This is a genomic window from Polaromonas potterensis (assembly GCF_033446725.1).
In the GTDB taxonomy this organism is placed as follows: domain Bacteria; phylum Pseudomonadota; class Gammaproteobacteria; order Burkholderiales; family Burkholderiaceae_C; genus Polaromonas.
The window spans coordinates 1-13,448 of the sequence record NZ_JAWQLX010000016.1; the positions used below are offsets into that span (position 1 = coordinate 1).

At 61.2% G+C, this 13,448-nt stretch carries 15 protein-coding genes; 8 read left to right on the forward strand and 7 right to left on the reverse strand.

Annotated features, from left to right (window positions below; genetic code table 11):
* Positions 1–118: 118 nt before the first annotated feature.
* Positions 119–823, reverse strand: a complete 705-nt coding sequence (locus tag R6254_RS21290; protein ID WP_318409737.1) for an endonuclease NucS domain-containing protein — start codon at positions 821–823, stop codon at positions 119–121.
* A 371-nt stretch (positions 824–1,194) separates the two neighbouring features.
* Between R6254_RS21290 and R6254_RS21295 the strand changes: the two genes are divergently transcribed.
* From R6254_RS21295 to R6254_RS21310, 4 genes are all read left to right on the forward strand, one after another.
* Positions 1,195–1,857, forward strand: coding sequence for a GbsR/MarR family transcriptional regulator (locus R6254_RS21295; RefSeq protein WP_318409692.1), 663 nt, complete (start codon positions 1,195–1,197; stop codon positions 1,855–1,857).
* Positions 1,858–1,859: 2 nt separating this feature from the next.
* On the forward strand, positions 1,860–3,245 hold the full coding sequence (locus R6254_RS21300) for a cytochrome ubiquinol oxidase subunit I (protein WP_318409693.1): 1,386 nt from the start codon (positions 1,860–1,862) through the stop codon (positions 3,243–3,245).
* Positions 3,238–4,269 (forward strand): cytochrome d ubiquinol oxidase subunit II, encoded by a 1,032-nt coding sequence (locus R6254_RS21305; RefSeq protein WP_318409694.1) that lies wholly within the window; start codon positions 3,238–3,240, stop codon positions 4,267–4,269. The genes R6254_RS21300 and R6254_RS21305 overlap by 8 nt, the downstream gene beginning before the upstream one ends.
* A 64-nt stretch (positions 4,270–4,333) precedes the next feature.
* Positions 4,334–4,666 carry a hypothetical protein gene (locus R6254_RS21310; RefSeq protein WP_318409695.1) on the forward strand — a complete coding sequence of 111 codons (333 nt, stop codon included), beginning with the start codon at positions 4,334–4,336 and terminating at the stop codon, positions 4,664–4,666.
* 108 nt (positions 4,667–4,774) lie between these two features.
* On the opposite strand, the gene paaE is transcribed toward R6254_RS21310, so the two are convergent.
* From paaE to R6254_RS21340, 6 genes are all read right to left on the reverse strand, one after another.
* On the reverse strand, positions 4,775–5,893 hold the full coding sequence (paaE, locus tag R6254_RS21315; protein ID WP_318409696.1) for a 1,2-phenylacetyl-CoA epoxidase subunit PaaE: 1,119 nt from the start codon (positions 5,891–5,893) through the stop codon (positions 4,775–4,777).
* A 121-nt stretch (positions 5,894–6,014) separates the two neighbouring features.
* A complete protein-coding gene (gene paaD, locus R6254_RS21320) occupies positions 6,015–6,518 on the reverse strand; it encodes a 1,2-phenylacetyl-CoA epoxidase subunit PaaD (RefSeq protein ID WP_318409697.1) in 504 nt (167 codons plus the stop codon).
* Complete coding sequence (gene paaC, locus R6254_RS21325) at positions 6,518–7,285, reverse strand: 1,2-phenylacetyl-CoA epoxidase subunit PaaC (protein WP_318409698.1); 768 nt, start codon at positions 7,283–7,285, stop codon at positions 6,518–6,520. The genes paaD and paaC overlap by 1 nt, the downstream gene beginning before the upstream one ends.
* Complete coding sequence (gene paaB / locus R6254_RS21330) at positions 7,285–7,578, reverse strand: 1,2-phenylacetyl-CoA epoxidase subunit PaaB (protein WP_318409699.1); 294 nt, start codon at positions 7,576–7,578, stop codon at positions 7,285–7,287. The genes paaC and paaB overlap by 1 nt, the downstream gene beginning before the upstream one ends.
* Positions 7,575–8,576 carry a 1,2-phenylacetyl-CoA epoxidase subunit PaaA gene (gene paaA / locus R6254_RS21335; protein ID WP_318409700.1) on the reverse strand — a complete coding sequence of 334 codons (1,002 nt, stop codon included), beginning with the start codon at positions 8,574–8,576 and terminating at the stop codon, positions 7,575–7,577. Before paaA ends, paaB begins: the two co-directional genes overlap by 4 nt.
* 122 nt (positions 8,577–8,698) lie before the next feature.
* A complete protein-coding gene (locus tag R6254_RS21340) occupies positions 8,699–9,688 on the reverse strand; it encodes a 23S rRNA (adenine(2030)-N(6))-methyltransferase RlmJ (RefSeq protein ID WP_318409701.1) in 990 nt (329 codons plus the stop codon).
* Positions 9,689–9,863: 175 nt separating this feature from the next.
* Between R6254_RS21340 and R6254_RS21345 the strand changes: the two genes are divergently transcribed.
* From R6254_RS21345 to R6254_RS21360, 4 genes are all read left to right on the forward strand, one after another.
* The gene (locus R6254_RS21345; protein ID WP_318409702.1) at positions 9,864–11,567 is read left to right on the forward strand and encodes a serine/threonine protein kinase; all 1,704 of its coding nucleotides are present in this window, start codon (positions 9,864–9,866) and stop codon (positions 11,565–11,567) included.
* 202 nt (positions 11,568–11,769) lie between these two features.
* Positions 11,770–12,198 carry a 50S ribosomal protein L13 gene (rplM, locus tag R6254_RS21350; RefSeq protein ID WP_318409703.1) on the forward strand — a complete coding sequence of 143 codons (429 nt, stop codon included), beginning with the start codon at positions 11,770–11,772 and terminating at the stop codon, positions 12,196–12,198.
* Between the two features lie 10 nt (positions 12,199–12,208).
* A complete protein-coding gene (rpsI, locus tag R6254_RS21355; protein ID WP_318409704.1) occupies positions 12,209–12,601 on the forward strand; it encodes a 30S ribosomal protein S9 in 393 nt (130 codons plus the stop codon).
* Between the two features lie 117 nt (positions 12,602–12,718).
* Positions 12,719–13,426, forward strand: coding sequence for a DUF6776 family protein (locus R6254_RS21360; protein WP_318409705.1), 708 nt, complete (start codon positions 12,719–12,721; stop codon positions 13,424–13,426).
* The last annotated feature ends 22 nt before the right edge of the window (positions 13,427–13,448 follow it).

Below are 13,448 nucleotides of genomic sequence, written 5' to 3' on the forward strand. Positions count from 1 at the left end.
ATGTGCAGTCTGTTCCCGTTGCCTCGCACCATCAATTTCACGACAAAGCAAGAAAACCGTCACCAAGGAAAACTTATCACGAACAATGCTTGACTACGTGGGAAGTCCCTGTAAGGGGTTAGGCGTCATCGAGCTCGACCGACATGCGATAGACCTTCAATCCGATTCTGTCCGTCGTCGTGCAAGCGTGCTTCAGGCCTGGATCAACACTGCCGGCAACGATGACGCCAGAAACCTTACGCTCTGGGAACTTCGTCATCAAGAGGCCCATGTACATCGAAACCTGGCCAAATACTCGGTAGTCGGCTGTCCCTGACTTCAACTCAACAGCGAGAAGATCACCGGTCTTTGCGTCTTCAAGAAGGATGTCAATTCGCTTACTTTCAATCGAGTATTCGATGCCTGAAGAGTTTCCGCCGAAAATCCTGTAGTTGGGGAAAAGCTCCGATATATGCGCGCATATTGCGGTTTGAAGGTCTTTCTCGTACGCGAAGTTGGTCTCCGGCGCTGCGGCTTCAGCTTCTTCAATCGTAGGAGTAAGGATCTCAGGTTTTTGATACTGAACGAAGAATTCCGCGTAGCGATTGATCGCGGCGCGAAACCTACTGTGCTGCTCGTACCCATAGTCGGAGTACTTGCCCGATTGACTGTATGCGTGTGCAATCTCGCTGATCAGCACTTGATCGGTAATCTCGTAGATGTTGAGCTTCTGTCCTGTCGCGTTCGAATAGTGCTGAGAGACGAGGTTTATCGCCTGCGGATAGTTCTTTGCGGCCGACGGCTTGCCTTGCTGAATCAGCCACTCCTTGAATTGGTATTCCATCGACACGAGAACCTCCTTGGTGGTTTATGACGCCTAACGTAATGTAGACCGCAATCACTGCGGTATAAAAAGGCCGCTGCGGTAGGGCATGGCGCTGAATAAACCCACCAAGTTATTGTTCCGCAAAGAATTTTTTGATTCCACTTCGGCTCCCTAGCTAAATAGTTTTTCGACAAGCCCCGCGGCAATCGAGTTTAGGTTCTGTTTGTGCACCGGGCTTCCTTTGCGTGGGTCGGTGCTTTCCCCCCGTTTTGGGATGGAGGCAGCAATAGCCTCACGTCATGGTGCGGCAAGCATTCACAGCTGGTGCAACCGTCTTTTGATTACTATACTTTCAGTAATTCCTGAAAATTCAGTAAATAAAAGCCGCCATGAACCTAGCCCCCCTGACCCAGCGTTTTGTCCTCCATTTTGGAGAAATGGGCAGTCGATGGGGCATTAACCGCACCGTTGGCCAGATTTACGCACTTTTGTATGTCTCGCCGCGCGCCCTGAATGCTGACGATATTGGCGAGGCGCTGGGTTTTTCGCGCTCCAACGTGAGCATGAGTCTGAAAGAACTGCAATCCTGGAACCTGGTGCGGCTGCAGCATCTGCCGAATGACAGGCGCGAGTATTTCCAGGCGCCTGAAGACGTCTGGGCCATCTTTCGCACCCTGGCCGAGGAGCGGCGCAAGCGCGAAATCGACCCGACCTTGTCCATGTTGCGCGACGCACTGATGGAGCAGCCGGCGCACGAGGACGACATCCACGCCCAGGCGCGCATGAAACAGATGCACGATTTGATCGAGCTGATGACGGGCTGGCTGGCCGATGTGCAGAAGATGGATTCGGCCACCCTGGTCAGCCTGATGAAGATGGGCGCCAAGGTCGCCAAGCTGCTGGAGGTCAAGGACAAGCTGACAGGCAAGGTGGTTGCCGGTTTGACAGGCAAGCCGGCACGGGACACCATGGCAACTCAACCATCGGGTGCTGCCGATCACAAACCTGCTGGCCGGATCTTCGATAACACGAACGATAAAGAAGGGAGATGACCATGGACGGCCTTGATGGATTTCTGCTGGCGCGTATTCAATTTGCGGCCAACATCACTTTTCACATCCTGTTTCCGACGATCAGTATCTCGCTGGGCTGGGTGCTGCTGTTTTTCAAGCTGCGCTTCGTCAAGACCGGGCAGCAGCACTGGATGGATGCCTACCAGTTCTGGGTGAAAATTTTTGCGCTGACCTTTGCGCTGGGCGTGGTCAGCGGCATCACCATGAGTTTCCAGTTCGGCACCAACTGGCCGGGCTACATGGAAACGGTGGGCAACATCGCCGGGCCGTTGCTGGCCTACGAAGTGCTGACGGCGTTTTTCCTGGAAGCGACCATGCTGGGCGTGATGCTGTTCGGGCGGTCCCGCGTCAGTGAAACCACACACACGGTGGCGACCTGGCTGGTGGCCGGCGGCACAACACTGTCGGCGTTCTGGATTCTGGCGCTCAACTCCTGGATGCAGACACCGGCCGGCTTCGAGATGATCAACGGCCAGGCCCATGTCACGAGCTGGTTTGAAGTGATCTTCAACCCCTCGTTTCCCTACCGCCTGGTGCACATGTTGCTGGCCTCGGGGCTGACGGTGTCCTTTCTGGTGGCGGGTGTGTCGGCCTACCGCTGGTTGCGCCAGGAGCGCGGCGCCGACGTGATGGCCAGCCTGAAAACCGGTGTCTATCTGGCGGCGGTGCTGATTCCCCTGCAGATTGTGGCGGGTGACCTGCATGGCCTGAACACCCTGGAGCACCAGCCGGCCAAGCTGGCGGCGATGGAAGGCATCTGGAAGACCGAAAAAGGTGTGCCCGCCGTGTTGTTTGCCTTGCCCGACGAAAAAACGCGCAGCAACCATTACGAAATCGCCATCCCGAAACTGGCCTCGCTCTACCTGACACACAGCTGGGACGGCGAGGTCAAGGGCCTGGACCAGTTCGAGGGCAAACACCCGCCGGTGGCGCCGGTGTTCTGGGCCTTTCGCATCATGGTTGGTGTCGGCCTGCTGATGCTGGCCGTGAGCTGGGCCACGACGATTCAACTCGCGCCGTGGAGAAAAGGCCAGACCCGCAGCTTGACCGTCTGGCATGCCCGCGTGCTGGTGGCCATGACGTTTGCGGGCTGGGTGGCGCTGATCGCCGGCTGGTATGTGACCGAGATCGGGCGCCAGCCCTGGCTGGTGAGCGGCGTGTTGACGGCGGCCGATGCGGCCTCTAAAGTACCGGCGCCGACGATTGCGTTCACGCTGGTGCTTTACCTCACGCTGTATGTGTCGCTGCTGGTGGCCTACATCTCGGTGGTGTTTTACCTGGCGCGCCCCAAACCCCAGGTCGCGCGGCTGGAGGATCAGCTCAATGTCATGAACTATCCTGAAAAAGAAGGAGCCTCCCATGCTTGATCTCGCCCCCGATCTGACGCAGGCTGCCGGTTGGATGCCGATTGTTTTTCTCGTGGTCATGGGCCTGGCGATGTTGGCCTATGTGATCCTGGACGGTTACGACCTGGGCGTGGGTGTGCTGATGCGCCGCGCCAGCGACGAGGACAAGGACACCATGGTGGCCAGCATCGGCCCTTTCTGGGACGCCAATGAAACCTGGCTGGTGTTGGGCGTGGGTATCTTGCTCACGGTCTTTCACAAGGGTTACGGCATCATCCTGGGCGCGCTGTATGTGCCGGTGGCCATGATGCTGATAGGCCTGATGCTGCGCGGTGTGGCCTTTGACTTCCGGGTGAAGGCGCACGCGGCGCGCAAGCCTTTATGGAACCGGCTGTTTTACAGCGGCTCGCTGCTGGCTGGCTGGAGTCAAGGCTACATGCTGGGCGCGCTGATCACCGGTTTTGCCGCCGGCCCCTGGAACATGGTGTTCAACGCGGTGATAGGTTTGGCGCTGGTGGCGGCCTATTGCCTGCTGGGTGCGGGCTGGCTGATCATGAAGACCGAAGGTGCGTTGCAACTGCAGGCGGTGCGCTGGGCGCGCGGCAGCCTGTGGTTCACCATGGCCGGCATCGCCGCGATTTCGATCGCCACACCACTGGTCAGCGCCAGCATTTATGCCAAATGGTTCTCCTTTCCGAACATCGTGTTGCTGTTGCCGATTCCGGCGGCCACGGCGGTTTTGTTCTGGATCATTCACCGCAGCCTGCAGCGTTTGCCGGTGCGGCTGGCGCAGGGCAATGAATACGGTGTCTGGGTGCCGTTTGGCTCGACGGTGGGGGTGTTTCTGCTGGCGTTTTACGGCCTGGCCTACAGCATCTTCCCGTGGCTGGTGATCGACAAGCTGACGATCTGGCAGTCGGCCTCAGCGCCCGCATCGATGGGCGTGATCCTGGTCGGTGCGCTGGTGGTGTTGCCGGTGATCGTCGGGTACACGATATTTGCCTATCGGGTGTTCTGGGGCAAAAGCACGGCGCTCAAATATTAGGAGCGAGGGCTGCGGGGTGACGCCAAGGTCGTAAGATCGGGGTTTCCCCCAAGTCGCATCGACCATGAGAGCGCAGAGCAAATACAACGCATCCCTGTTGGCGGCCAATGGCCTGTCAAATACGCAGCGTCAAGCTGCTGAAAAGAAGTTTCTGGAAGTTCTGGAGAGCGCTTTGGGCGGCCCGTCTGCCGTACGCGGCGCTTATTGCGAATGCCTGGCCGTGCGTTCCCTGAGCGCGGAAAATCCCTTCGATGCCCGGACCCCGGAAGAACTGCAGGCGGTGGCGCGCTGGGACCAGGCCGCACAAGCGGCGACACAAGCGGTTTTCAGCCAGCTCAAGATCCCTGCCGGCGACGCGGTGTTTGAGCTTCATGTGTGGAATTCCCGAACCAACTGAACGCCATCGGCAGTAGCGTGCGGGCCAATTTTTCGCAGGGCTGCCCCAAGAAAAATTAGCCCCCTCGGGGGGCAGCGCGGTACACGCAGTGACAAGCGTGGGGGCCCACTATCTTTCGTCGTAGCTGATGCTCAGGCTGTCGCTCAGCGGCCGCGCCTGGCAGCTCAGCACAAAACCCTTCTGCACTTCCCAGTCTTCCAGTGTGAAGTTTTTTTCCATGTGCACCCGGCCCTCTATGACCTTGGCGCGGCAGGTGCAGCAGACGCCGCCTTTGCAGCTGTAGGGCAGGTCCAGCCCCGCCGCCAGCGCCACGTCGAGCACACGTTCATCCGCGTGCATGCGTAATTCGTGTGACTTGCCGTCCAGTTGTACCGACAGGCGGATGGCGCCGGATTCTTCTGTGTTTATAGAGCCATTTTGGCCTCCAGCCCTTATTCCATGAGCGCTGGCAGCTATAAATTTGGTAGCTATGGGGCTGCGCGCTCCGGTGGTGAAACGCTCCGCATGGATACGCTCGCGCGGCACACCGGCTGCCCGCAAGGCCAACTCGCAGGCTTCGATCATGGCCTCGGGGCCGCAGACAAAGGTCTCGTCAATGCTGTCGGCCGGCACCAGCCGGGCCAGCAGTTCGCCGACCTTGGCTTCGTCGAGCCGCCCGTTGAAAAGCGCCACTTCCTGAGCCTGGCGCGAGAACACATGGACCAGGGTCAGGCGCGCCGGGTAGCGGTCTTTCAGGTCTTGCAACGCCTCGTTGAACAGGATGGTGTTGATGTGCTGGTTGCCGTACACCAGGGTGAAACGCGAATCGGGTTCGCTGGCCAGCGTGCTGCTGATGATGGACAACAGCGGCGTGATGCCCGAGCCGGCTGCCCAGCCGACGCGGTGCCGCGCGCCCGTCAAGCGCGGCGTGAAGCGGCCCTCAGGCGGCATCACGTCCAGCGTGTCACCGGCTTGCAAGCGCGTGGCCCAGTTGGAGAAAATGCCGCCTTCAACCGGCTTGATGCCCACCTCGATCTCATGCTGCGCGGCCAGGCGTTGTGTGCTGCTGCAGATGGAATAACTGCGCCGCACCGACTCCGTGCCCAGGGTCGCCTTGAGCGTCAAAAACTGCCCCGGCTGGAAGCGGAACACCTCGCGCAAGTCCGACGGAATGGCAAAACTGATGGCGACCGCGCCGGCCGCTTCGGGCGTGACGCGGGTGATGGTGAGAGGATGGAAGTAGGACATATTGCGTGAGGGGGGTGGCGCCTTCACCAGCCAGGGCCGCGGGTCCGGCTCCGCCGGCCCGCAGGCGCAGCGGCCCCCTCGGGGGGCAGCGCAGTACACGAAGTGACAAGCGTGGGGGCCATCAATACGGCTTGAAGTAATCGAAGGGCTCCAGGCAGTTCAGGCACTTGTACAGCGCCTTGCAGGCGGTGGCGCCGAAGTGCGAGGTTTCGGTGGTGTTGGCCGAGCCGCATTGCGGGCAACTCACGGCGAGGCGCGCTTCCCGCGGCGGCGCAAAACGGATGGTCTGGGTGCCGGGGGCTGCCGCCACATGCGGCGGGGCGATGCCGTAGTCGCGCAACTTGTCCTTGGCGGCCGGGCTGATCCAGTCGGTGGTCCAGGCCGGCGCCAGTTGCGTCGTCACACGCGGATTGAGGATGTGGTGCTGCGCCAGCGCTGCCTGGATGTCGTCTGTGATCTGCCCCATGGCCGGGCAGCCGCTGTAGGTGGGTGTGATGACAATCTCAAACCCATGCAAACCCTCGCGCACATCGCGCAAGATGCCCAGCTCGCGGATGGAGACCACCGGTATTTCCGGATCGGGCACGGCCTCCAGCACGTCCCAGATGTGTTGCACGGTGTTCATCACCACTGCGCCTCCGGGTGGGCGCGCGCCAGGCCTTGCATGTCGGCCAGCAAGGGCGCCAGGTGTTCGCTGTGCTCGCCATTTTTTCCGTGCGGCAGGTTCACCAGGGAGGTCGGGCGCTGGAGACCGGCTTCCTTCAGGGCTTCGTCAAGCAGTGCGTCCCAGTGTGTTTTTAAAACGCGTGTGTCTGCCGCGATGCCTTCCGGAATTGCTACTGTTTCGATAGCTGTCTGCGCCCAATATTCCTGGGTGTAAGGTATTAAATGCGTCAAAGCCCATTGCGTGCGGGACTGTGACTCGGGGGTGCCGTCACCCAGGCGTATCAGCCAGTCGCGCGAATGGCGAAAGTGGTAACGCACTTCCTTGAGCGACTTTCCGGCGATCGCGGCCAGTTGCGTATCTTTAGAGTCCTGCAGCGCGTCCCACAGCAGCAACATCCATGCGCTGTAGAGGAAATTGCGGACGATGGTCACCGCATAGTCGCGCTCAGCCGTGTTGGAGGCATGCGGCAGTTCAAGCAGGGTGTAGTTGCGAAAATCCTTGGCATCACGGAAGTAGGCGAGGGCATCTTCGCTCGCACCGCCTCCCTGGACGCTTGCGGCGTGTTGGTACAAGAGCCGCGCCTGGCCTATCAGGTCCAGGCTCATGTTGGCCAGGGCAATGTCTTCTTCCAGCACCGGGCCGTTGCCGCACCATTCGGCATTGCGCTGACCCAGCACCAGGGCGTTGTCGGCCAGGTGCAGGAGGTAGTCCAGGGAGGTCGCCATCACATGTGGCCCACTTCGTCCGGGATGTCGTAAAAAGTCGGGTGCCGGTAAATCTTGTCGCCCATGGGCTCGAAAAATTCCGCCTTGTCGTCGGGTGCGCTGGCGGTGATGGTGCTGGACGGCACAACCCAGATGCTCACCCCTTCCTGGCGCCGCGTGTAGACGTCGCGCGCCATCTGCAGCGCCTGTTGCGCATCCACCGCATGCAAGCTGCCGCAATGTTTGTGCTCCAGGCCCTGTTTGCTGCGCACAAACACTTCCCACAGCGGCCAGTCGTTTTGTGGATTGCTCATGCGGCTTCCTTCAAGGCGCGTGCCCGTTGTTTGGCTGCATGGGCCAGGGCCGCATCACGCACCCATTGGCCGTCTTCATGCGCTTGCACCCGTGTGGCCAGGCGTTCCTTGTTGCAGGGGCCATTGCCGTTGACGACAGCCCAGAACTCGTCCCAGTCGATGGCGCCGTAGTTGTGTTGTCCGCGTTCCTCGTTCCAGGTCAAATCGGGGTCGGGCAAAGTCACGCCGAGGATGGCGGCCTGCGGCACGGTGGCATCGACAAACTTCTGGCGCAGGTCGTCGTTGGAAATGCGTTTGATGCCCCAACGCATGCCTTGCGCGCTGTTGCTGCTTTCCGCGTCCGGCGGGCCGAACATCGCCAGCACCGGCCACCACCAGCGGTTCACCGCGTCCTGCACCATCGCGCGTTGTTCGGGCGTGCCCTGCATTTGCACCATCAGGCTTTCAAAGCCCTGGCGCTGGTGAAAACTTTCTTCCTTGCAGATGCGAATCATCGCGCGTGCATACGGCCCGTAAGAACAGCGGCAAATCGGCACCTGGTTCATGATGGCCGCGCCGTCGACCAGCCAGCCGATCACGCCGACATCGGCCCACAACAAGGTCGGGTAGTTGAAGATGGAGCTGTATTTGGCCTTGCCCGTGTGCAGCGCGTCCAGCAAGTGCTCACGCGATGTGCCCAGGGTTTCGGCGGCGGAATAAAGGTAGAGGCCGTGGCCGCCTTCGTCCTGCACCTTGGCCAGCAAAATCGCCTTGCGTTTGAGCGAGGGTGCGCGCGAAATCCAGTTGCCCTCGGGCTGCATGCCGATGATTTCGCTGTGCGCGTGCTGGCTGATCTGGCGGACCAGGGTGCGGCGGTAGGCCTCGGGCATCCAGTCCTGCGGCTCGATTTTCTGGTCGGTATCGATCTTCTGGTCGAAACGCGCTTGCAAAGCGTCGGGTGCTGCGGCAACCGGCGCCGGTGCCGAGCTGTCGGCCACGTCTAGGGACTGGGTGTACATGCGGAAGCTCCTGTCATGCGGGGCTTGCCCAAAAGGCAATTTCTCGCAGTATAACAATTAGCCGACCGATCGGTCGGCTAATTGCTGGCAGGGCTGCCGAAGCGGCTTTTCAGGCGGCTTGTTTAGCCGCCGTGTTCCAGCGTGAAGCCGGCGTTGCGGTCTTGCCCGAGGCGCGTCACCAGTTGCGGCAGCGCCAGTTGCAGGTCGGCCTTGAGCGTGTGCGGCGGGTTGATCACAAACATGCCGCTGGCCGGCAGGCCGGGGCGTTTGACGTCGCCGGCCTCGTCGGTCGTGAGTTTGCTGGACTTGACCGTCAAGGTGGCGTGCAGCCAGCTGCGGCTGGATTTGGTGGCCAGGGTTTTCAGCTTGCGCGGCAAATCATGGGCTTCGGGGCGCGGAATAATGGGGTACCAGACCACGTAAGTGCCGGTGGCAAAACGTTTGACCGCATCGGCCATGATGACCGCGACACGGCCGTAGTCGGTCTTGATCTCGTAACTCGGGTCGCAAAAAACCATGGCGCGGCGCGCCGGCGGCGGCAGAAATGTTTTCAGCACTTCAAAGCCGTCTTCGCGCGAGACCGTCACTTGCCGGCCCACGCCCAGTTGTTCGATGTTGCCGGTCAGCGACTTGAAGTCGGTGGGGTGCAACTCAAACAGCTTGAGTTTGTCGCGACCGCTTAAATAATGTTGCTCGATAAACGGCGAGCCCGGGTAAATTTTCAGATGGGCCGGATCGCCGGTTTCGGCAAACTGCGGGTTCAAGCTGCGCAGGAAATCGACGTAATCCTGCAGCACCGGCGCCAGGGGTTGCTCGGCTGCGGCTTTGCCTGTTTTGGCGGGCGCTACGCTTTTGGTAGCTGTTGGCGATTTTCCTGCCTGGGCTGCAGGCGCTTTTGATGCTGAAAGCAGGCGAAAGATGCCGTCCTGGGCTTCGCCGCTGGTTTCGGTGTAATCCCCGTCGAGGCGATACAGCCCGGCCCCGGCATGGGTGTCGATCACGGTCAGTGCCGTGTCTTTTTGGGTCAAATACTTCATCAACGCGATCAGCGTGGTGTGCTTGAGCACGTCGGCATGGTTGCCGGCATGGAAGGCGTGGCGATAACTAAACATGGGGCTATGTTAACGGGCTCTCACGTCTTTCGCCGCGTGTTGCAGGGGTAGTCTATTTTTGCGATGAGGTACGCCCGTCCGACGGACGCGGGGCCCTAGCGGACAAGGTGTCTTGACGCTGGCTGGGCCACCATGCCTAATTACTAACAAAAGCCCTGTTTGCCTGCCGCCACCCATGACCGACCTGTCGTCCACGACCCCTGTTTCTCTGATCAGCTATGCGCAGGCTCTGCCGCCAGGGACGCGGCTGGCCGAATTCGAGCTGCTGGGGCTGCTGGGGGTCGGCGGTTTCGGCATGGTCTACCAGGCGTTTGATCATTCGCTGCAGCGGCCGGTCGCCATCAAGGAATACATGCCGGCCGCGCTGGCCTGCCGCGGCGCTGACAGCGCGGTGCGGGTGCGTGAGCCGGTCGATCAGCTGGCTTTCCAGGCCGGGCTCCAGTCGTTTGTGGCCGAAGCCCGTTTGCTGGCGCAGTTTGACCACCCCTCGCTGGTCAAGGTTTTCCGTTATTGGGAAGGCCACCAGACCGCCTACATGGTGATGCCCTTGTACCGCGGCATGACACTGCAGGCGGCACGCGACCAGATGCGCTCCCCGCCGTCCGAGGCCTGGCTGCGCAAGGTCTTGTGGGCGGTGTTGGGCGCTCTCAAAACCCTGCACCACGGGCAGGCTGTGCACCGGGATGTCTCGCCTGACAACATCTTTTTGCAGGACATCGGGCCACCGGTGTTGCTGGACCTGGGCGCCGCGCGCCACGCCATAGGCGGCAAGTCCCAGGACCTGGGGGATGCGCTCAAGCTGAGCTACGCGCCACTGGAACAACACGCAGGCGCCTTGGGCTCACGCCAGGGGCCGTGGACCGACTTGTACGCTGTGGCCGCCGTCGTGCATGGCTTGTTGTGCAGCAAACCACCCTTGCCCGCCACCCTTCGCGTGGTGCGGGATCGCTTGCCGCCTTTTGCCCGCGTGGCGCGCACCGTGCAGGAGCAATTTGGCCTGAGCTACAGCCCGGCCTTTGTGCTGGCCATCGGTCAGGCGCTGGCCATCGAGGCCAAGGACAGGCCGCAAAGCGTGGCCGCCCTGGTGCAGGCCATGGCGCTTGAAACGCCCAATGGCATGTCCCGTTTCGACTGGCGTGCCGAACTCGGCGCTCTCTGGGGGCCGCCAGGCGCGCCGGTACCCACCGGGGCTGGCAGGACGGTACCGGCTGTCCTCGAAGAATCCAGGCCACGTCCCCAACGCAGACCCAGCGATCAAGCGACACAAGCCCTGGCGGTGCCGGTTCGGCGCCGGGACGCCGCCGTCAAGAAGGCGATTCATCAAAGCCGCTGGCCGTGGCGTGTGGGCGCCGGCGCGGCGGGGCTGGTTTTGCTGGCGCTGTCCGCCGCGCTGTTCATGCCTAGGGGCAGCGGGGCGCCCGATGCCGGGCTGGTGGCGTCGGTGGGCGCTATTTCCCCAGCTGCGGAAAGTGAACGCAAGGCCGACCTGACCACAGCTGCGCGAGATGGCGCGCAGGCGGTGCTGGCAACAACCGTACCGGTGTCGACCGCACCGGATCATCCGCCTGTGCCGTCCGGCCCGGCCCTTGCGCCCAAGCGGCCATCGGGTAAAACACACGCCGCGCCGGTCGATGCGGGCAGCCCGCCGCCCGTTCCTGCCCCGGTTTCGGTGGCGGCGACCGTGTCTGAACGTGCGGAGGCGGTTGCGCCGTCGCGTGCCGCCGCGCCCGACCCGCGTGTGTATTGCGCCGACAGCAACTTTGTAAGCCGGCCCATGTGTATTTACCGCCAGTGCCAGAAACCGGAGATGGCGGGGCTGGCCCTGTGTGTCGAAAACAAGGCCCGGCTGCAAAACAGCAAGCGGTTCGAGGGCTTTTAGTCCCGTTCAGCCCGGGAATGGCCCTTGGCCGGCGGGTCCGGAACCCGGCAACTGGCGCAAATCCCCGGGTTTTGTATAATGGCAGGCTTCGCAGCGATCGGCTGGCCCCGCGGCGAGGCATTGATTCCCACCTAAGAGGTTTCCGTCAGAGAAACACCGACCGTGGAAAAGGGCTGCTCAAACCAACTTGAAAAGTAAACCCATGACAACTTTCAGCGCAAAACCCGCTGACGTGGTGCATGAGTGGTTTGTGATTGACGCGACCGACAAGGTCCTCGGACGAGTAGCCAGCGAAGTTGCTCTCCGTTTGCGCGGCAAACACAAGGCCATTTATACGCCTCACGTCGATACCGGTGACTTCATCGTCATCATCAACGCAGCCCAGCTTCGTGTCACCGGCGCCAAGTCGACAGACAAGATTTATTACCGTCATTCGGGTTACCCCGGCGGTATCTCGGCGACCAACTTCCGCGACATGCAGACCAAGTTCCCGGGCCGCGCCCTGGAAAAAGCCGTCAAGGGCATGCTGCCCAAGGGCCCGCTCGGTTACGCCATGATCAAAAAGCTCAAGGTGTACGGTGGTGCAGAGCATCCGCATACCGCCCAACAGCCTAAAGTGCTGGACATCTAAGGAGCTATTGATGATTGGTGAATGGAACAATGGCACCGGCCGTCGCAAATCAAGCGTCGCCCGCGTGTTTATCAAAAAAGGCACAGGCAAGATCACCGTGAACGACCGGGACATCCAGGCGTTCTTCGGTCGTGAAACCTCGATCATGATCTGCAAGCAGCCGCTGCACCTGACCAACCACGTCGAAACGTTTGACATCATGGTCAACGTTCACGGCGGTGGCGAGTCCGGCCAGGCCGGCGCGATCCGCCACGGTATCACCCGCGCGCTGATCGACTATGACACCACCCTCAAGCCAGCGTTGAGCCAGGCCGGGTTTGTCACACGTGATGCACGTGAAGTCGAACGTAAAAAAGTCGGCTTCCGTTCGGCACGTCGTCGCAAGCAGTTCAGCAAGCGTTAATTCGTTTTTGCTGTTCCCGAAAAAGCCGTCCGGTTTGCGCCTGGCGGCTTTTTTCATGGCTGTGCCGCTCGGCGTGCACAATGCACGCTCTTGTACTGAAAACCGCAGGATCTGCCCTTGAAATTCCGCCTGTTCCGTCGCCGCTTGACCATCAGCTCACCCCGCATGGCCATTCGCAGTGCCATGCCTTGGCCGATACGTTGGGCGATGGGCGCGGTAGTGCTGGGTTTTTCGGCCGCCATCGCCTTGTGGACTTTTGAACTGGGTGTCAGCATTGCCGGGCTGGACAAGGATGCCAAGCTTGAACTGACAAAACTGCGTGAGGAGGTCGCGGCGCTGCGCGCTGAGCGCGACAAGTCGCAGTCGATTGCGAATATCTCGGGCAGCCTGCTGACGGCCGAAAAAGCCGCGCAGGAAAAGATGCAGGGCCAGCTCAAGCAGCTGGAAGCCGATAACCGGCTGCTGCGCGATGACTTGGGATTTTTCGAAAAACTCCTGCCCGCTGGTGGTGTGGAAAGTGTCGCCATCCGCGGCTTGCAGGCCGATGCCTTGTCCGACATGCAGGTCAAGTGGCAGGTGCTGGTGATTCAGCCCGTGAAGGATGCGCCTGTGTTCAATGGCCGGCTGGAGCTGACGTTTAACGGCACCCTGGCGGGCAAGCCGTGGACCGCGAGTTTGCCCGGCGGCGCCCAGCCCCTGCAGTTCAAGCAGTACCGCCGCATCGAGGGGGTGCTCGATTTGCCGGCCTCGGCCGTGGTAAAAACGGTGACCGCCAAAGTGCTCGAAGGAACGGCTGTCCGTTCCGTGCATACCGTCAAACTCTGACGTCCGCGGCCCAACCCACAGG